This is a genomic window from Bernardetia sp. Wsw4-3y2, assembly GCF_037126295.1.
GTDB lineage: Bacteria > Bacteroidota > Bacteroidia > Cytophagales > Bernardetiaceae > Bernardetia.
Genome location: NZ_CP147017.1, coordinates 4,685,601 through 4,704,916 on the forward strand (window position 1 = coordinate 4,685,601; position 19,316 = coordinate 4,704,916).

Below are 19,316 nucleotides of genomic sequence, written 5' to 3' on the forward strand. Positions count from 1 at the left end.
AATTAGCAATTTTATGAAAAATACACAAATAAAGTAGTTAAAATCCTAAGTCATTTTAAAACTTAGGATTTTGATAATTCAATATATAACTCATTATTTATACACTTCTTTAATAAATGATGAAAGAGTTTGAGTTTTTCTACCTAAAATAGTTTCCAAATCATTTTTTGTTTTCTCAAACTCGCCACTTGCTATTCCCAAACTAAAACCTGTTGTCATGCCAATAATTTCGGCTGGCAAACCTACAGATTTTAATGTCGCTTCAAATTCTGGAACTGTTGGAGAAACATAATTAATCGTTTCACCTATTGCTTCAGATAAATAAGTAGCAATATCATTAAATGTTATCAGCTTGCTTCCATTAAACTCATAAATTTTGTTGGCATGTTTTTCAGGTTCACTCAAAATGATTGCTTCTGCTTCAGCAAAATCTTTTCTTAGAGCAAATGCTGTTTTTCCATCGCCAGTAGGCAAATAGACTGTTTTGGTCTGCTGTAATTGCTCTTTCGAACCGATGAACATAGGAACAACTTCTGCATATAGATTATGTCTAAGAATTGTATACGTAATTCCTGATTCTTTAATCCATTCCTCTGTTTTAATGTGTGCATCAACAACAAGATGAAGTGGCGATTTTTCTGTTTCATCATTTCTTACTGTACTTGTATAAAGAATATGCTTTATTCCAGCTTCTTTAGCAGCATTGACTACATTTTCATGCTGTGATAAGCGATTATTAATATCACTTCCAGATACAAAATAAAGCACATCAATAGTTGCAAAGGCAACTTTTAAAGCATCTGAATTGTCATAATCAGCAACACGAACATCAAAGCCTTGTTCTAGATAGTGTTTTGCTTTTTCAGCACTTTTGTCTCTTACCAAAACGGCAATATTTGTAGCTTCAATTTTTTCTTTTAAAAATTCTGCAACATTGCTTCCTAATCCACCTGTCGCACCTGTAATTAATATTTTGCTCATGATTTTCTTATTTTTCTATGATTTAATTTTACAAACTAAAATAAAGTAACTAACTTTTGGTTAGTCAAAGATAAAAGGTTACTTTTGTTATTACAAGAGCTTACAACAAAATCACTCACTTATCTTGAAGTTATTATTGCTGATAATCAGTTAGTTATGAAAAGAGAAACTTTAGAAAAATATTCGGACGTAGATAATTGTCCTGTCAGAAATGTCCTTGATAAAGTAGGCGATAAGTGGTCAATACTTATTTTATTGATTTTGCACGAAGAAAAAATACTGCGTTTTAATGAAATAAATAAATATATTGAGAGTATATCACAAAAAATGCTTTCTGTAACTCTAAAAGGCTTAGAGTCAGATGGATTAGTCAAACGAACTATTTATCCTCAAGTTCCTCCTCGTGTAGAATATGAACTTACTGATATGGGGGAAAGTCTTGTTCCTCACATAGAAACGCTTGTAAATTGGGCAAAAATAAATATAGACAACATAAAAAAATCAAGAGAAAAATATTCAAAATCAAAATAAGGCTAAAAAAAATACAGAATACAATTTATCAAAAAAATGTATTCTGTATTAAACGTTATCACGGTTAATTTTGTAAAGTTCATTTTTCCTTAGTGATAGGTTTGCAAACCTACCACTAAGGAAAAATGAGCAAAGGTATATTTTTATAATTAAGTTGATTATCAAACCTGTAAATAACCGTGATAACGTTTATTAACTGGTTACTAATAATTATTTACAGATAACCGTTTACTTGTGTCTTTTTTCCAAAACTTCCATCACCTCATCAATTTTGACATCTTGAGAGCGCATCAAGACAAGTAAGTGGTACAATAAATCACCACATTCTTCTTTGAATCGTTCTTTGTTTCCTCTCATTGCATCAATAACTACTTCGACGGCTTCTTCGCCAACTTTTTGAGCTACTTTATGAACACCACTTTTGAGAAGTTTATTTGTATAAGAACTTGCATTTTCTTCTGTGTCTTGGCTTCTTTTTTCAATTGTATTTTCTAAATGCTGCAAAAAATGAATATTAGCTGTATTTTTTTCTTCGCCAAAACATGTATCTGTTCCTGTATGACAAACTTCGCCTTGAGGTTTTACAAAAATCAATAGAGTATCATTATCACAATCTAAGTGCATTTTTTGTACATGCAAGAAATTTCCAGACGTTTCTCCTTTTGTCCAAAGACGGTTTTTTGTTCGGCTAAAAAAAGTCACTTTGTTTTCTTTCTGCGTTTTTTCGAAGGCTTCGTGATTCATAAAACCAAGCATCAAAACACGCATGGTTTTAGAATCTTGAATAATGACAGGAACAAGTCCGTTTTGTTTTTCAAAATCTATTTGCTGACTTTGTATTTCTTCGTTTATATTCATTTTATTTTTAGGCTACTAGCTAGGAAAAGACAAACCTTTTCTCTACAAATAATTTTATTTTTAATGGATTACAAAAGTAAACTATAAAGCTACATTTTTCAAAAAAGATTACTAATTCGTTTTATTCTAAATCCACAATTACTTTCTAATTGTTTTTATTTTTCTGACCACACGAGAAAATGTCCCCGAGTCAGAAGTAGGAATATCATCTGTATTTTGCACGTGTCTGATATTTTCTATAGTATAAAAAGCATTCGGATTGTGCGTATTTATTAAGTGTAAAAATTTAGGTAATTCTTTTCTTTTCACAATCGAAAAAACTACTCCTACATCGCCATATTTTCCTTCTGCTTGTAAATGTGTAAATCTATAATTGGTGTCTTTTAGTTTGGAGATAAGATGTTCAGCCGTTTTTCCTGTAATAATTCTGACCATTACCATTCCTAAAGCAATTCGTTGTTCTAACCACATTCCCAAATAAGTTCCCATTGCAAAACCTCCTGCATACGCCAAATAAGACATTATATTAGTAAGGTTTTGCATAATCTGACCAATAGCAAGTAGCCATACAAAAGCTTCAACAAAACCAATAAGTGGCGCAATATTGCGTTTTCCCATTGTTACAAGTACGATTCGAAGCGTTGAAAGACTAACATCGGTCAGACGAGCCAAGAAAATAAGAATAGGAAGAATAACGTAGGCATACACCCAAATTGTATCTTCATTGAGATACTGATAAAAAAAATCTTGCATAGAACTACAATTTGACGAAATTTAGAGTTAAATTAAACTCTATTTCTGAATAAAAAATTAATTTGGTGCAAAAGTCGTAAGATTTAAACTAGCGACAAAGGAGAATTGCATATTGAATTTTATTATTCTATTAATTCTTTTTAAATTTTACTAAAAAGAGCTACAAAGTTACAAAACCTAAAAAAAAGTGAATCAAAAACTACATTTTATAAAAAAAATAATTCTGCCCACTTTCTTACTCTCTCTTTTGATTTTGGTTATTTTCTCGTGTGTAAGTCCGAAAAAATATAAGGCAAAATTAGCAGAAGTAGAGCGTAAAGAACAAGAAAACGAACGCATAAAAAGACAATTTTATGAAGCTCAAAAACTATTACTTCAAAGTTCGGATTCTTTAAAAGAAATTATTGTTTCATTGCAAACAAAAGATTATCAATTAGATAGTCTTCAAAAAATTGCCAAAAAAACAGTTGAAAAAAATAATTTATTAAATAAAGAATTACAGGAAAAAGAAGTAGAACTAACAAAAAAAGAAAATGAGATTTTAGGTAAAGAAAAAAATATTTCTACTTTAAAAAATAAACAATACCAACGCCAAAGACAATCTAATGAATTACAAAAATCTATCAAAATGGCTTTTAGTTCGCTCAATAAAGAATCTTTTTCAGTAAAAGAAAAATCGGGACGTTTGTATATTTCACTTTCTAACAAACTACTTTTCGAAACAGCAAGTATTGATATTAATTCAGAAGGAAGAAAGGCACTTCAAAAACTAGCTTCTCTATTAAAAAATAATGCTTCTGGTTTAGATATTTGGGTAGAAGGACACACAGATAATATGCCTGTAACGGGCGCAGAGCTTCCTTTCAAAGATAATTGGCAGCTTAGTGCTTTGCGTGCTTCTGTGGTAGTACAATTGTTGGTAGAAAATGGCATTGCTCCTCAAAGCATTGTAGCAGCAGGACATGGCGAACATTTACCTATTGCAAGTAATAAGACAGCAGAAGGGAAAAGTGAAAATAGAAGAATAGAAATTGTAGTTCTGCCCAAACTAGATGAGATTTTTGAACTTTTGGAGAAATAATAATTGGTTCTTTATGAATTTAGTTGCAACCATCTTTTGCAACTAAAATCATAAAGTTCATAATTTATTAATACACTGTTTACAATGCTTTTTATGTGTTCAACTCCCCAGAGTTGAACGAAATGCTTCCTCAGAAGCGAAACATTCAGTTCTGAGGAACTGAATGCACAACAAAATGCAATAAAACTTTTGAAACAGTGTATTAATGAAGTGTGAAGTATTTTTAAATTCTGAGGAGCAACAAAATTAACAGAAAAACCTTGTTCTAATCAGTGCAGAACAAGGTTTTAAAAAGTTATCCTAAAAGTTGATTAGCCAAACTTTCAATGTTCATTCCTCCCATTTTTCCAGAGGACATAATCAAAAGATTGTTTTGTTTCCAATTTTGAGCTACTAAAAAAGATTCTAATTCATCAATTGTAGTAAATACTTCTAAATCTTGTCTTTTGAAAGCATCTTTCAAATCTTGTTTAGAAATGGCAGGTAATCCTTTTGCTGCCACATATTCAGGGTTATAATAAACTGCTGCTGTATCAGCATTATTTGCAGTATTTGCATATTCTTGTATAAAATCTTGATTCAAACTACTGAATGTGTGAAGTTCCATACAAGCTGTCAAACGCTGTTTTGGATATTGTTTTTTTACTGCTTTTATAGTTGCTTCTACTTTAGAAGGTGAGTGAGCAAAGTCTTTAAAAACGTGCATTTGATCATTTTCTCCTACGAGTTCAAGACGTTTTGAAGCTCCTCTAAAAGACATCATGGCATCATAAAACTGACTTTCTCTTATTCCTAGCCTTCTACAAACAATTTTTGCAGCATTCAGATTTGACATATTATGCTCTCCAAAAACAGAAACTTCCATTTGCCCCAGTTCTGTTTTCAAAAATGTTTTTCCTTCCTGTACGCTTGATGGATGTGTTCTATAAGGCAACTGAATCGTATCAAAATGAATATTTTCATTATCTTCTACTATTTCTTTTACCAATTTGTCTTCTTCATTATAAATAAGTGCGCCTGCTTTTACTGAGTTTTCAGCAAACAAACGAAACTGATTTTTATAGCCTTCAAAATCAGGATACACATTAGCGTGATCCCAAGCAATTCCACTAATAACGCCAATATGATGATTGTAATGTAAAAATTTAGGTGTTTTGTCTAAAGGAGAAGTTTGATATTCGTCGCCTTCAATGATAATAATAGGGGCATCAGATAAACGCACTGTTGAATCAAAGCCTTCTACATACGCACCAATTAAATAATCAAAATCATAACTTTGAAGTCTTAATGTGTGCATAATCATAGCTGTAATAGTGGTTTTGCCATGACTTCCTGCAATTACTACACGTTCTTTGTTTTCAGAAAGGGAGTAAATATATTCTGGATACGAATAAATTTTTAAACCTAGTTCTTGTGCCTTCAAAAGTTCTGGATTATCTGCTTTTGCGTGCATTCCTAACACTATTTTATCCAAATCAGGAGTAATATTTTCTGGAAACCAACCTGCCTTTTGGGGAAGTAAGCCATGTTCTCTCAAACGATTTTCAGATGGGTCATACCACGCATCATCCGAACCTGTAACTTTATTTCCATTTATTTTTTCTCTAATAGCGATATTGTGCATAACGCTTCCTCCGATTCCGATAAAATGTATATTCATATCTCTAATTCTATGTTAATTTTCTTATTCTGATTTTAAGATAAAAAATTCAAAATGAGCATAAAAGAATTTAATTCTTTCTGCCGAGTAGTTTTGATATTGGCAAATATACGTTATTTCGTAAAATGTTTAGAACAGAATTACAATTTGATTATGAAAAATGTAGATAAAAAGATAAAACCATTAGAGTTTAAAAGACTTGACAAAATTCTTATTGGAATATTTTTGAGTAGTTTGATGTTAATTATTCTTCCTTATGATGTTTGTTTACTTGGTATGCCTGATTTTGTCAGCAGATTTTTTAATCCTTCATTATTGAGTATTTCTTCATTAATATTGATTATTCATTTTTGGAATAAAAGGCTTCATTCAAAAGTGAAATTTAGAAAATTTATACGACTTGGAGCTGTATTTATCTTTACGTTTATCTTGTTATTCAATCTTGTAACCCTTCCTTTCGCTCTTTTTTCTGGAAAAGAGTTTAGTTATGTTGTTTATGAAAACGTATCTAATAAATATGATAAAATTATTTATGCTCATTATCATCGTTTTCCTAGAGTCGGAAGGAAATGGGAACTAAAAAGAGTTTATTGTCATGATTATTTTCCTTTGATTAGTATAGAACAAGATTACAAATCAGAAGATGTAAATGGAATTTGGAAAGGTTACGGATATCCAAATGAAGATGGAAAATATAAAAGAACTGTTCGTTTTCTAAATGGAGAAGTAGTTGAAATTTTAGATTCTGTAAAAGTGGAGATAAAAGAATAGTTTTGGTTCTTTCAAATTTGTCATTCTTTTTTTGTCGTTTTGGTCTCACCTGCCGTTATTGGTGTGCCACCAACGACATAATGAAACCAAGAACCAAAAATAATTACTTTCTATTCTGAATAAGTTCTTCTAAAGTTTTAAGTATATAATATCTGTTTTCAGTAGACAACTCACTACCAAAACGAACTTGTCTTTGTCCTTCTAATGAAATATAGCGACTTGTAGAGCTACCTCCTTTGCTAGAACGAGAAATACTTACATCTTCACGAATACTATTTATTTCAGACCATAAAAAACGTTTATGTTTTCCTATTTTCCCTACTCCGGTAAAGATATGTCCCCCTTTACTATCAAGAGTAACTTCTACTTTGCCTGCAATTGTCATCAAAGCCATACTCCATATAAATAAAGAACCCAACAAAAAAGGAATTCCAAAAAGAGAAGTAACAATATCAAATTCTCCTGTAAAAATTTGAGTACCATAAATTCCACCTATCGATCCACCAGACCAAACAAGGGCAAAAGGAATAATAAAAAGAGCAGACCACGAGCGAGTAGAAGCTCCAATCTGAACACCATCATCTAGATGATTGATATAAGCTCCTTTGGGAGGATTATTTATATCAAAATTACGGGAGTTTTTTGTATCAAAATTTTTTTGGACAGATTGATTATGAAAGTCTGCTTCTTTGTACATCGACTGGCGAGCCAAATCATAATCGTCAGTGTAGCTTCTTGAGCTAGATTTTGATGATGAAAATTCATCTTTTTTAGTACTTACATGAGCTGAAATACTAAAGACATTTCCACAGTTTTGACATTGAGCAATGTCTTTTTGAATATTTATGGCATCTCTAGGTATTTTTATTTCGCAACTGGGGCAATTCATAAGGTAGTTTTGTAAAGAGTGTTTTTTAATTAACATTTCTTACAATTACGTAAAAATCATAAAAGTAGTTTTCACTTAAACAAAGTCTTATCTTATTTTTTGGGATACTGTTTTTTCAAATGCCTTTCTAAGCCCTTCAAAAAATTAGGTGTAACACCAAATTTCAAATGAATATCAAGGAGTAAATTTCTAAAAACATCTTTTTCAAAATTACTCAATATTGAAAATGCAAAATGACTTTTGGTAACAATATTTTTACAAATTAAAATAGGATCATTTCCAAAATGTTTCTCAAAGGCTTCAATAGCTTTTACTTCTGTTTCTGAGTTATTTTCTAATAAGTAGAAATATTTTCCTGCCTTGGTAAGGTTGTTTTTTTGGAGGTATAAATTTCCTAGCTTTTTTCTATAAGCTGCATCAAGAATATTAAACTGTAAGGAACTTTCCAATCTTGAAATTGCTTTATTCAAGTCATTATTTTCTAAATCTTGATTAACTTTCCAAAATAATCGTTCTTTTGTGCTATACCTTTTCATGAAAGCCTATTTTTTATTCCAAAAAGAAAGAGCTAAAAATACCCAACCAACAATCAATAAAACACCTCCAATTGGAGTAATTGCACCCAACCATTTTATATTTGTAAGGCAAAGTAAATAAAGTGTACCTGAGAAAATAAGTATTCCTAAAAGGTGTAAATTTCCTGCCCAAGTCAATAATTTAGATGATTTTTCTGAAGTTGTTAATTTCATTTTTGATAAAATACCTATTAAAATAAGAGAAAGGGAATGATAAAAATGATATTTGGAAGCTGTTTGAAATGTTTCGGCTTGACCAATAGAAATAAGCCAATCTTTTAAAGCATGCGCTCCAAAAGCTCCAATTCCAACAGCTAAGCCTCCCAAGATTGCACCGAAAAATATAAAGTTGTTTTTCATCGTTTTAAAATTAAGTTTGTAACTGTCACCACATTTTAAAGACACTAGACAGATTTAAAAACAAGTTTTTTATGTCACAAATATCGACAAAATAAATAACGAAAATCTCACTTTTTATTAAAAAAAATGTTATGATTTTAGCTAAAATTTTTGTATATTAGATAGTCTAATTAGCAACTAGATAAATAAAGTCACTAAAACATAGATTTTTCTTTACCCTTATTTTCAATTATGGATAATCAAAACATAACTGTACTCAAATCAGCTTTTGAAAATGCTGCTCTCAAAGATGGCAATGGCAACGAAGTTTGGTCTGCTAGAACACTACAAACTTTATTGAAATACTCAAAGTGGGAAAATTTTGAACGAACTATCGCAAAAGCACAAACAGCTTGCATAAATAGTGAGCAAGACGTAGATTTTCATTTTTTGAGAAAAGATAGAAAAGTAAAAACGGGAGTGAGTTCTCGTATGAAAATGGATTACTTACTTTCTCGTTATGCTTGTTATTTGATTGCCCAAAATGGAGATTCTCGCAAACAAGAAGTCGCTTTTGCTCAAACTTATTTTGCACTTCAAACACGAAAAGCAGAATTATTAGAAGAAGAAATTCAGAGTAGAGAACGTTTGCGTCAGCGCAGAATTTTGGCAAAAAATGAGTTCGAACTTTTTCAGATTGCAGATGAAAGAGGCGTAAGTAAAGCAGGTTTTCAACGCATTAGAAATGAAGGTGACAAAACACTTTTTGGTGGAACTTCTCCTAAAGAACTTAAAGAGCAAAATGAAATTCCAGAAGAAAGAAATGTGTCCGATTTTATGCCTGCTGTAACTATTGGTTCGAAAAATTTGGCTACTCTTTTTACAAAATTCAAAGTCAGTACAGACCCAAAAATTAGAGGAGAGGAATCTATAAAGGACACTCATACAAATTCAAATCAGACAATTAGAGAAGCCTTTGAAAAAGAAACAGGAATAAAACCTGAAGATTTACCGATGGAAGAAGACCTCAAAAAAGTAAGAGATAAGCTCAAAAATGAAGAAACAACACTTTTTGGCTTCAAAATCACTCTTGGTAAAAAGAAAAAATAAGATAAGTCAATTATTTGTATAATCACTTTACTAATAGTCTCGTTTTTATCTAAACTATTCTTGCTTTCGTCTAATCATAACGAAATAAGAATAGTTTTTTTGTTGGAATAATTGTATATTTAGGAAGAAGATAAAAATTTAGTGTAAAGCATAATTTATTATAGTTAATTTAATTAACTTTGTGTGTCTTTTATTTTATCAAGCAATTTGTTTTAGTTTTATCTTATTTCTGCTTCTAATAATTAATTATTTTTTTATTCAAAAATATATGCGTTTTCCCCTTTTGTTAGCATTCCCTCTGCTAATAATAATTTTTTTTATAGATGCAACAACTATTTTAGCACAGCAAAACTCCGTTTCGCCTGTTGCTCCTTCTGTGCTTTTTACTCAATACTCTACTGATAATGGACTTGCTAATAATAGTGTAAAATGTATTTTGCAGGACAAAAAAGGTTTTATGTGGTTCGGAACTAGAGATGGATTGAGTCGTTTTGATGCCTACTCTTTTCAAAATTATAGAAGTGCGCCAACTTTGAAAGCTGGATTTTCAGAAGGGTTATCAGATACATATATTCTCTCTCTTGCTCAAAGTATAAATGAAAATCAAGAAACAGAAAAAATTTGGATAGGTACAAATAATGGAGGTTTAAACTATTTTGATTATCAAAGTAAGGGCTTTTTTCATTATCCTGTTTCTATTTTAAAACAAACAGAACGAAAAGAGAACACAATTTCAGATGTTACCATTCAAAGTTTGGCAGTACAACAAAACAATGAAAAAGAACTCGTATGGATAGGTACAAAACGTGGAGGATTGCAAATTCTTGATGTAGAAAAAACACACTTCACTACTTTCTTAAATGATGAAAAAGATTCAACTTCATTAAAAGATAATAACGTAACAGCTATTCAGATTGACAAACAAAATAAGGTTTGGATTACGACTACCATTTTACAACTCTATCAAGACGGAACATTTAAAAATTTTTATCTTCCAAATTCGGATGGTACGGCAAGTATTTCGAAGCTTTTTTTAGATAATCAAAACAGACTTTGGATACTTACTTGGGATGAAGGGGTTTATATTTTTGATACAGAAAAAGAAGAATTTATTAAAAAAATTCCTACTCCTCCTGTTACAGCAGCAGCACAAGACATGCAGGGTAATATGTGGTTTTCTACTTTTGGGGCAGGAGTTTTTCAATATGATGAGAATGGAAATTTTAAAGCGAGATATGTGGTAGAGAATTATGAATTTGGATTGAAGGAAGCTTTAGCTTGGGATATTTATGCAGATAATATGGGAGGGATTTGGTTAGGATTATATGCAGAAGGAATTGAATATTTTTCTCCTCAAAATCAACAGTTTAGACTTTGGACAGGAGAAATAAAAGGATTACAGAGTATAAATACGTGGGATTTTGAATATGAAGATTCAACAACAATTTGGCTGGCAACAGAAAAAGGACTAGAAAAATTAAAATTTGAAAATGAATATCAAAAACTAACTTCGCTAGATTATTTAGAAACAGACAAAACTCCTCCAGTTTTGGATGGGCTTATAACGACACTCTTAAAAACAAAAAATAAATCTTCACTTTGGGTCGGAACTTGGCAAGGCTTGGCAAAACTAGAAACAAATAATCAAACTCAAAAAGCAAAACTAACCGTTTTTGAAGTTGATAGAAATAATCCTGATGCACTAAAAGGAGATAAAATAACAGCTCTAGGAGAGGGTAATGATGGAAATATTTGGGTCGGAATGCTTTATGGACTGGCAAAATATGATATTCAAACTAAAAAATTTGAACATTTTTTTCCAAAACCTTCTGATTCTACTTCTTTGAATGAAGGATATATTACAGCAGTTTTGCAAGACCAAAAAAATCGACTTTGGATAGGAACAAGAAATGGATTGCACCTCTATGATGCTGAAATAAATGCGTTTCAGAGAGTTTTGAATGACGTGAAAAATCCGAAATCAATTACTCATAATCAAATCAATTTTATTTTTGAAGATGAAAAAGGAACGGTTTGGATAGGAACAAATGGAGGTTTGAATAAACTTATAGAAAATAATCAATCAGATTTTACCTTTGAAAACTTTACTGTAAAAAATGGACTTCCTTCTAATGTTATCCAAGCCATTATAGAAGATACAAATAATAACTTTTGGCTGACTACAAACAAAGGATTGTCTTTTTATAACAAATCACAGAAAAATAATAAAGATGAATCTCAATTCATTAATTATGACAAATTAGATGGACTTCAAGCTAATGATTTTAAACGTGGTGCATTGATTCGCCTTCCAAATGGGATTATTTTTATGGGAGGAAAAGAAGGGTTTAATGCTTTTCACCCAGATTATTTAAGAAAAAATAATTTTGCTCCAAAAATGGCTTTTACAGGCTTCAAACTTTTTGGTAAGGAGGTCTTTATTAGAGATTCTATCAATAAAAACTCTCCTCTAGAAAAACCTATTAATCAAGTAGATCAAATTATTTTATCACATCAAGATAGAGTAATTGAGTTTGACTTTACAGCTTTGAGTTATTACTTACCTCAAAAAAGTCGTTTTGCCTATAAAATGGAAGGCTTTGATAAAGAGTGGAGTTATACAGATGCAAACCGAAAGTTTGCAACCTATACAAGCCTTCCAGCAGGAAAGTATACCTTTAAGATAAAGGCAGCTAATGCAGATGGAATTTGGAGTGAAGAAAAAAGTATATTGATAAAAGTAACTCCTCCTTTTTACCAAACTTGGTGGTTTATGACTTTTGCACCTTTATTTATACTTGGTTTAGGATATTTGTTTTACAAAAATAGAGTAGCACAAATAGAAAAACAAAATCAAAAATTAGAGCAAACCGTCAGAGAGCGAACAGCCGAAATAAACGTAAAAAATGAGGAGTTAAAGTCTACTAATGAAGATTTGAACGAAAAAAACCAAGAAGTTTTGGTTCAAAATGAAGAATTAGAACAACAAAGAGAGGAAATTTTGGCGCAGCGTGATGCCATTGAAGGGCAAAATAGTTCATTAAAAAATCTAAATGAAAATTTAGAACAATCCTATCAAAATCTAAATACGCTTACCACCATAGGACAAGAAATTACATCTAACTTAGAACTTAGAGAGGTGATAAAACAGGTGTATGAGCGTATTCAAACGATTATGGCAGTCGAAGGATTTGGAATTGGTCTTTTTAGAGAAGAAGAAAACGAACTTTTTTATACAGGTTATATCGAAAAAAATGTGGTGTTGCCAGACCATAGTGAAAATGTAAATAAAGAAAGTATAGGAAATTGGTCATTTAATAACCAAAAAGCCGTTTTTATTAATGATTTAGAGAAAGAATATAAAAATTATATTTCAGATTTAGGAGAACTCATTGAAGGAGAAGAGCCTCAATCTATTGTGTATGTGCCTTTATCTATCTTAAATCACGACCAAACTGTCCGAATTGGTGTTCTGACTGTACAGAGTTTTCAAAAAAATGCTTATACAGAAAGACATATTAGTATTTTAGAATCATTAGCAACTTACATTTCTATTGCTCTTAAAAATGCTGAAACATATACCGAACTAGATTTGGCACATGAAAAAACACATCAAGTAAATCAAAAACTTACTGATAGTATCCGTTATGCTCAAACGATACAAGAATCTATCTTATCAGTTCATAACAAAATGTATCGAAGTTTTTCAGAATGCGAAATTTTATATCGTCCTTCTAGTGGTGTTTCTGGAGATTTTTATTGGTTTTCTAAAATTTTACTCAAAGAGAAACAAAAAGAAAAAAATCCTTTTTTAGGCATAGATTTGAACGGAAAAGTATCAGCTAGAGTTTTGGCTGTAGCAGATTGTACAGGACATGGAGTTCCAGGGCATTTATGTCTTTGATTGGAAACGGGCTTTTAAATGAGATTGTATTACAAAGAGGAATAATAGAGCCAAAATTGATTTTGAAAGAATTACATGAAGGGATTCGTCAGCTTTTGCGCCAAAATAAAAAAGAAAAGCTTGAAAAATTAGAACAAGTAAATCAAGACGGAATGGATATTTCGATTTGTTTAATTGTCAAGAATGAAGAACAAAATAATGAAACCAACACATTTAAAATAGTGTATGCAGGGGCAAAAAGACCAATGTATTATACCAAAAATGGAGAATTAAATCTAGTTAAAGGCACACGAAAATCCATAGGAGGAAGACAAAAAGAAGAAGAAAGAGTTTTTGAGCAAGAAATTTTTGAAATACAAAAAGATGAAGTTATCTACCTTTTTACAGATGGAATAGCCGACCAACATAACATAAAATTAGAGCGAATTGGTAGTCAAAATCTATTTAGTTTTATTGATTCTGTAAAAGAACAAAATTTAGCTACTCAAAAACAAAAACTAGAACAGTTTTTAGATACCTATCAAGGAAATCAGAATCAAAGAGATGATATTACTTTTTTGATGGCAAAAATTTCTTGACCTTTGTACAATTGATATGGCACATAAAATGCAATCAAAATTTAGTTAATATTTTTTTAAAAATAGTTGTAATATTCATGTATAAGATAAAAGAAACTGAAAAAACATTAGAAGTACGTAGTAAAACAGCAATGGGGTTTGTATGGACAGGATTATTTCTCACTATTTTAGTCTTGAGTTTTTATATGAGCTTTGAATATATTTCTATTAAATGTGAGCGACCACTTTTGGAAGTAACTACTACTCAAAAGAATAAAAAAAATAAGAAACGAAAAAAATTAACTGCCGAAACTCGTTGTTATATTACTCATTTTGATTTTAAAAATGGTGTTAAAACAGATTCAATTCTTCTTTCTGAAATTATTAGAATGGATAAAGGATATTTTTCATCATTAGAAAGTGAATCTGATGTAGCTGTTCATTACAATCCTACTTTTGTTACTTCACAACAAGAGCGTTATCCATTGCGTAGGATTTCTGATGTGGCTTTTACACCCGAATTACTTAGTAAAAATTTTAATGATTTTATTCTCAATAAACGTCCTTCTCTCAATACTTGGGATTGGTATATGGGTTACTGGGGCATTGCCGCAGGAATTTCTTTTCTAGGACTTTTGTTTTTAAGTGTGAGTGGGCGTTATCAAGTAGCTTGTTTTGATAAAGAAAAATATACTTTTTCAATAAGAAACTATGGGATTTTAGGCTTTGTAGGCGAAGAAGGAAATTGGAAGGATATAAAGAGAATAATTTATCAAGATAAAAAAACACTTCACAAAAAAGGAATTTTCTTTCTAGTCAAGACAAACAAAGAAAATTCTGCCAAAAAATTCAAAACAAAGAAAGTTTATTTTACACATCATACTGATGAAACGTCAAAAAGAGTAGCCCAAAAAATAGCTGATTTGATTCGTCCGATTGCAAAACCAAACTCTCCTAAAAACTCAAAAATGGAAAGTGAAGAAATTACTGAAATTTGAGAGTAATTTCTTCGCTTTGTGTGTTATTTTTTTTATGCTCTAGCTTTTTTGATAAGCTCTTCCATCTGTTGTAAATGATGTTCGAAAGCACGTCTTCCTGTTGGAGTAATTTTATACGAAGTATTTGGGCGTTTGCCAATAAACTTTTTACGAACTTCCATATAACCACAGTTTTCTAGTGCAGCTACATGACTTGCTAAATTACCATCAGTGAGGTCTAAAAGATGTTTCATTGTCTTGAATTCTATCCAATCTTCTATCATCATCGCTGCCATAAGTCCTAAGCGAATACGATTATTGAATTCTTTGTCCATATCGGTAATGATACTGCGTAAATCTGCCATATAATTAAAAAGTTAAATTTTTTTTGATAAAATAATTAATTTTATAAAGTCTATTTGAATTGAATATTGTTTGATAAACAAAGTAAAAGGTTTGAAGTTTAATTTGCAACTATTTTGAGCAAAAAACTAAAATAAATTACAGTTTTTTTATTATTTATCTTCATTGAGACACCAATAAGTGCAAAAAGAATTATTTTATAGTGACACTACCTTTATGTTAGTTTAGAAAATAATATAAAACTCTCTCAAAAGTGCCACAAATTCATCTGTATACCCTCTATTTAAATTAATATCTTTTTCATTCTTTGATTTATAGATAACAAAATCAGTTATCAGAATCTCCTTTTCTCTATTTTCTTCAAATTTATCTCGCACAAATCTCGTTATTACCCTAAATATACCTTGTTCTTTTCTTGTATAGATATTCATTTTTTTTTGAACCGATAAATTATGATGCTTTGCTTTTTTGATAAAAACATCCATTTCATAGGCTGGAAGTAAAATATCACATTTTCCATCTTTAGAAAGTAATTTGTCAATTATCTCTATTAACTCATTAAAAGAAAGAGCTTCACTATGCAAAGCTAAGTTTTTAGGAGTATTTTTTGTTTTAGATTGATGAAGAAAAAAAGGAGGATTACTAATAATGTGGTCGAAAGTAGAAGAGTAGTTTTTTGAAAATTTTTGTGCTGAATTATGATATATCTCTAGTCTTTCGTTGTAGATACTTTTTTCAAAATTATCTTTAGCTGCCAAAAATGCCTCTTTTTCTATCTCTATAGCTGTTATTATTGGTTTTTTATCAAAATTACTTGATGCATTATCTGTTCTTTGAGCAAGCATTAAGGATAAAAGACCTGTTCCTGTGCCAATGTCTAAAATGCGTTTACTTTCAGAAGCATCAATATAACCACCAAAAATACAAGCATCTGTACAGATTTTCATGGCACAACTATCTTGATTAATACTAAACTTTTTAAATTGAAACATTTTTTATAAAATTACAAACTAAACTTATGAAAACTAAAAACACTTCTTTACTTCTCTTTATTTTATTAATTATTTTTGGAACTACTTCTTGTAGTTTTGATTCTACCAAAGTCAAAAAAGGCTATTCCAATGAAATTATTGAAGATTCAAAAAAAACTGATAATTCTATTTCTGTTCAAGAGAATTCAACTGAAAAAATACTTTCAATTGCTTCTACTCAAACAACAGTAAAAAACAGAGAAGAAATTTATCAAATTCCATTACCTCAAGATTATACTAGAAAAGAAGTTTCTTCAACTTCATTTGCTTATTACCTTCGTCATATTTCATTAAAAGAGCCTAATGCACCTGTAAAATTATACAACGGAGAACTCAAAAATTATCAACAAGTTCATTATAGAGTACTTGATATTTCAGTCGGAAAGCGAGATTTGCAACAATGTGCTGATGCTGTGATGCGCCTTCGTGCCGAATATTTATTCAAAACTAATCAAAAAGATAAAATTTCATTCAATTATACAAGTGGAGATGCAGCTATTTATGAAAAGTGGGCAGCAGGTTATCGTCCTTCTATTAAAGGAAATAAAGTAAATTGGAATTTGAAAGCCAAAGTAGATACAAGTTACACTAATTTTTTAAAGTATATGGATAATGTTTTTATGTATGCAGGTTCGGCTTCACTTAGCAAAGAATTAAAGCCAAAAAATATTGAAGACATTGAAATAGGAGATGTTTTTATACAAGGTGGCTTTCCTGGGCATGCTGTTTTGGTAGTTGATGTGGCGATTCATTCAGAAACAAATAAAAAGATATTTTTAGTGGCTCAAAGCTATATGCCTGCACAAGATATTCATATTTTGAAAAACTTTAATGATGATAAGATAAGTCCTTGGTATGAAATTCCGAAAAATAAATCTGATAAAATCTTTACTCCTCAATGGACTTTTGAACAAAATGATTTGATGAGTTTTGATAAAAAATAACTTGCCACCATATTTACTTTTAAAATTTAAAAAAAATACAAAATGAAAATAATTTTTAGTTTAGTCTTCTTCGTGTTAATTTTTTCTATCTCCAATGCACAAACTAAGAAAGCATCTGCTTCTTTCATCAAGCCGTGGAATGACACAGAAAAACCGATTATTATTGATGTTTATTCTAAAAATGATTATACCATAAATCAAATCACGAAAGAAAAAAGAATAAAAGGAATTATTCACAAACTGTCAGCAGAAGACAGTAGTATTTTTTATAAAAGAAGAAAAGAAGCCTACCAAAACGATTTGCTTTTTGGTTCGTATTGGCTACCCAAACATAATACAGATGGAAAAAAACAGGCTGATGAATATTTAAAAATGGTAGGAGAAGAGTATATAAAAAAAGAGTTTTTGGCTTTAGATTTTGAAATGCACAAAATGACAAAGGAATTCATTTCGCCTTATAATGCGTATCTTTTTGTAACACGTATTTATGAAAAAACAGGACGTTATCCTCATATTTATTCTTCTGTTTCTAATCTCAAAAAATTAGAAGATTCTCTTTACGGTCAAATATTCAAAAAATGTAAACTCTGGATTATTGCACTTACTGAAAATGGAGATATTACAGAAGTATTTGAAAAAGACTATACAAATCATAGAAAAAATAAGAAAATTTGGACTACTTATTCACTTTGGCAATTTGGTTGTGAAATGAATTGTTGTTCAGATAATGTAAATGAAGAAAAACCTTGTTTTTATAAAGTTGATGACTTAGAATGTGGAATAGATTATAATATCTATAATGGAAACGAAGAAGAATTAATCAAAAACTGGGCTTCTTAGCTATATCATAATTTGATTAAAGGCGATTAAAAAATAACGTTTTATAAGAACATGTCCTTTCAATAAAAACTACCTTTGCATTCAATTTCAATTATTGAAACAACTATTTTTCTGCAAAAAAGTAATTTTATTCTTCTTATGAAAAGTTCTACATCTGCTCAAAATCCTCTTGTTGTATCTTGGTTTCTACTTATTTTACTTGCTCTTATTTGGGGAAGCTCATTTATTTTGATGAAGCGTGGTTTACTTGTTTTTTCTCCTTTAGAAATTGGTGCGCTGCGTATTTCGGCTGCTTTTGTAGCTCTACTGCCTTTTGCTGTGTTTCATGCACGTAAAATTCCTAAATCAAAATGGAAATATTTGCTTATTTCAGGGCTTTTGGGAAATGCTATTCCTGCTGTACTTTTTCCACTTGCCCAAACTCGGCTTCTGAGTTCGGTTACAGGCGTTTTGAATGGACTTACACCTCTTTTTACTGTTTTAGTTGGTGCGCTTTTTTTTAGTCAGAAACTAAAATACAAACAATTAGTAGGTTTAGGCATTGCTTTTATAGGTGCAGGACTTTTGAGTATTGCCAAAAAAGGAGGAGGTTTTGGAGATATAAATATTTATGTGGTCTTCGTTATTTTGGCTGCCTTTTTTTATGGAATTAGTCTAAATGTAATCAAAAGTAATCTTTCAGAAGTGGCTTCTTTTCCAATTGCTTCTTGTGCTTTTCTTACTGTGGGTATTCCTTCTATTTTATTTTTGTTTTTTGGAACACCTTTTTTGTCTCACTTTCAAGAAACGCAAGAAATTACTACACAGACAACCCTTATTCCTCCTATCGCTTTAGTTTGGAAATCCTTTTTTTATATTGTTATTTTAGGAGTTGTCGGAACAGCAATCGCTCTTATTATTTTTAATAAAGTGATTCAACTCAATGATGCTGTTTTTGCAAGTACAGTAACTTATTTTATTCCCATTGTAGCCATTTTTTGGGGAGTAATTGATGATGAACCTTTACAGTCTGGACATTTTATTGGAATGGCTCTGATTATTTTTGGTGTTTTTGTAGCAAATAGATGGAAGTAGGTTAGTATTTTTTATTAAAAAGAAATAGTTTTAACCCTGTTTATGTTGTATATAAGTGCATATAAGAATTAGGAATTT

The 19,316-nt window shown here is 30.5% G+C and carries 19 protein-coding genes; 10 read left to right on the forward strand and 9 right to left on the reverse strand.

The annotated features are described in order from the left end of the window. Positions 1-93 precede the first annotated feature (93 nt). A complete protein-coding gene (locus V9L05_RS19645; protein WP_338791737.1) occupies positions 94-981 on the reverse strand; it encodes an SDR family oxidoreductase in 888 nt (295 codons plus the stop codon). 84 nt (positions 982-1,065) lie between these two features. Between V9L05_RS19645 and V9L05_RS19650 the strand changes: the two genes are divergently transcribed. Further along, the gene (locus V9L05_RS19650; RefSeq protein WP_338791736.1) at positions 1,066-1,512 is read left to right on the forward strand and encodes a helix-turn-helix domain-containing protein; all 447 of its coding nucleotides are present in this window, start codon (positions 1,066-1,068) and stop codon (positions 1,510-1,512) included. 228 nt (positions 1,513-1,740) lie between these two features. Here V9L05_RS19650 and hisIE read toward each other — a convergent pair whose 3' ends face one another. Both hisIE and V9L05_RS19660 read right to left on the reverse strand, forming a co-directional pair. Continuing rightward, positions 1,741-2,370: a bifunctional phosphoribosyl-AMP cyclohydrolase/phosphoribosyl-ATP diphosphatase HisIE gene (gene hisIE / locus V9L05_RS19655; RefSeq protein WP_338813600.1), complete on the reverse strand. Its 630-nt coding sequence runs from the start codon at positions 2,368-2,370 to the stop codon at positions 1,741-1,743. Positions 2,371-2,508: 138 nt separating this feature from the next. Continuing rightward, positions 2,509-3,123, reverse strand: a complete 615-nt coding sequence (locus tag V9L05_RS19660) for a DUF2179 domain-containing protein (RefSeq protein ID WP_338791734.1) — start codon at positions 3,121-3,123, stop codon at positions 2,509-2,511. A 187-nt stretch (positions 3,124-3,310) separates the two neighbouring features. Here V9L05_RS19660 and V9L05_RS19665 point away from each other — a divergent pair, with 187 nt between their 5' ends. Next, complete coding sequence (locus V9L05_RS19665; RefSeq protein ID WP_338813601.1) at positions 3,311-4,204, forward strand: OmpA family protein; 894 nt, start codon at positions 3,311-3,313, stop codon at positions 4,202-4,204. Between the two features lie 295 nt (positions 4,205-4,499). On the opposite strand, the gene V9L05_RS19670 is transcribed toward V9L05_RS19665, so the two are convergent. After that, the gene (locus tag V9L05_RS19670; protein WP_338813602.1) at positions 4,500-5,864 is read right to left on the reverse strand and encodes a Mur ligase family protein; all 1,365 of its coding nucleotides are present in this window, start codon (positions 5,862-5,864) and stop codon (positions 4,500-4,502) included. Positions 5,865-5,918: 54 nt separating this feature from the next. Here V9L05_RS19670 and V9L05_RS19675 point away from each other — a divergent pair, with 54 nt between their 5' ends. Further along, complete coding sequence (locus V9L05_RS19675) at positions 5,919-6,635, forward strand: hypothetical protein (protein ID WP_338813603.1); 717 nt, start codon at positions 5,919-5,921, stop codon at positions 6,633-6,635. Positions 6,636-6,738: 103 nt separating this feature from the next. Here the strand turns inward: V9L05_RS19675 and V9L05_RS19680 are convergent, their stop codons facing one another. From V9L05_RS19680 to V9L05_RS19690, 3 genes are all read right to left on the reverse strand, one after another. Then, positions 6,739-7,524, reverse strand: a complete 786-nt coding sequence (locus V9L05_RS19680; protein ID WP_338813604.1) for a hypothetical protein — start codon at positions 7,522-7,524, stop codon at positions 6,739-6,741. Between the two features lie 92 nt (positions 7,525-7,616). Beyond that, entirely contained in the window at positions 7,617-8,060 is a 444-nt protein-coding gene (locus tag V9L05_RS19685) for a DUF6584 family protein (RefSeq protein ID WP_338813605.1), read from the reverse strand. 6 nt (positions 8,061-8,066) lie between these two features. Next, positions 8,067-8,459, reverse strand: a complete 393-nt coding sequence (locus tag V9L05_RS19690; RefSeq protein ID WP_338791728.1) for a DUF423 domain-containing protein — start codon at positions 8,457-8,459, stop codon at positions 8,067-8,069. Between the two features lie 231 nt (positions 8,460-8,690). On the opposite strand from V9L05_RS19690, the gene dinD reads away from it, so the two are divergent. The 4 genes from dinD (at position 8,691) to V9L05_RS19710 (ending at position 15,007) form a co-directional block, all read left to right on the forward strand. Further along, a complete protein-coding gene (gene dinD / locus V9L05_RS19695) occupies positions 8,691-9,548 on the forward strand; it encodes a DNA damage-inducible protein D (RefSeq protein ID WP_338791727.1) in 858 nt (285 codons plus the stop codon). Positions 9,549-9,816: 268 nt separating this feature from the next. Further along, on the forward strand, positions 9,817-13,452 hold the full coding sequence (locus V9L05_RS19700; protein ID WP_338813606.1) for a two-component regulator propeller domain-containing protein: 3,636 nt from the start codon (positions 9,817-9,819) through the stop codon (positions 13,450-13,452). Continuing rightward, a complete protein-coding gene (locus V9L05_RS19705) occupies positions 13,443-14,030 on the forward strand; it encodes a SpoIIE family protein phosphatase (RefSeq protein WP_338813607.1) in 588 nt (195 codons plus the stop codon). Before V9L05_RS19700 ends, V9L05_RS19705 begins: the two co-directional genes overlap by 10 nt. A 77-nt stretch (positions 14,031-14,107) precedes the next feature. Next, positions 14,108-15,007 (forward strand): hypothetical protein, encoded by a 900-nt coding sequence (locus V9L05_RS19710; RefSeq protein ID WP_338813608.1) that lies wholly within the window; start codon positions 14,108-14,110, stop codon positions 15,005-15,007. Between the two features lie 32 nt (positions 15,008-15,039). On the opposite strand, the gene V9L05_RS19715 is transcribed toward V9L05_RS19710, so the two are convergent. Further along, complete coding sequence (locus tag V9L05_RS19715) at positions 15,040-15,351, reverse strand: transcriptional regulator (protein WP_338791724.1); 312 nt, start codon at positions 15,349-15,351, stop codon at positions 15,040-15,042. Between the two features lie 222 nt (positions 15,352-15,573). After that, on the reverse strand, positions 15,574-16,341 hold the full coding sequence (locus tag V9L05_RS19720; protein ID WP_338791723.1) for a methyltransferase: 768 nt from the start codon (positions 16,339-16,341) through the stop codon (positions 15,574-15,576). A 26-nt stretch (positions 16,342-16,367) separates the two neighbouring features. Between V9L05_RS19720 and V9L05_RS19725 the strand changes: the two genes are divergently transcribed. From V9L05_RS19725 to V9L05_RS19735, 3 genes are all read left to right on the forward strand, one after another. Further along, complete coding sequence (locus V9L05_RS19725; protein ID WP_338813609.1) at positions 16,368-17,324, forward strand: DUF4846 domain-containing protein; 957 nt, start codon at positions 16,368-16,370, stop codon at positions 17,322-17,324. 42 nt (positions 17,325-17,366) lie between these two features. Continuing rightward, positions 17,367-18,164, forward strand: a complete 798-nt coding sequence (locus V9L05_RS19730) for a GH25 family lysozyme (RefSeq protein ID WP_338813610.1) — start codon at positions 17,367-17,369, stop codon at positions 18,162-18,164. Positions 18,165-18,302: 138 nt separating this feature from the next. Beyond that, complete coding sequence (locus tag V9L05_RS19735; RefSeq protein ID WP_338791720.1) at positions 18,303-19,238, forward strand: DMT family transporter; 936 nt, start codon at positions 18,303-18,305, stop codon at positions 19,236-19,238. The last annotated feature ends 78 nt before the right edge of the window (positions 19,239-19,316 follow it).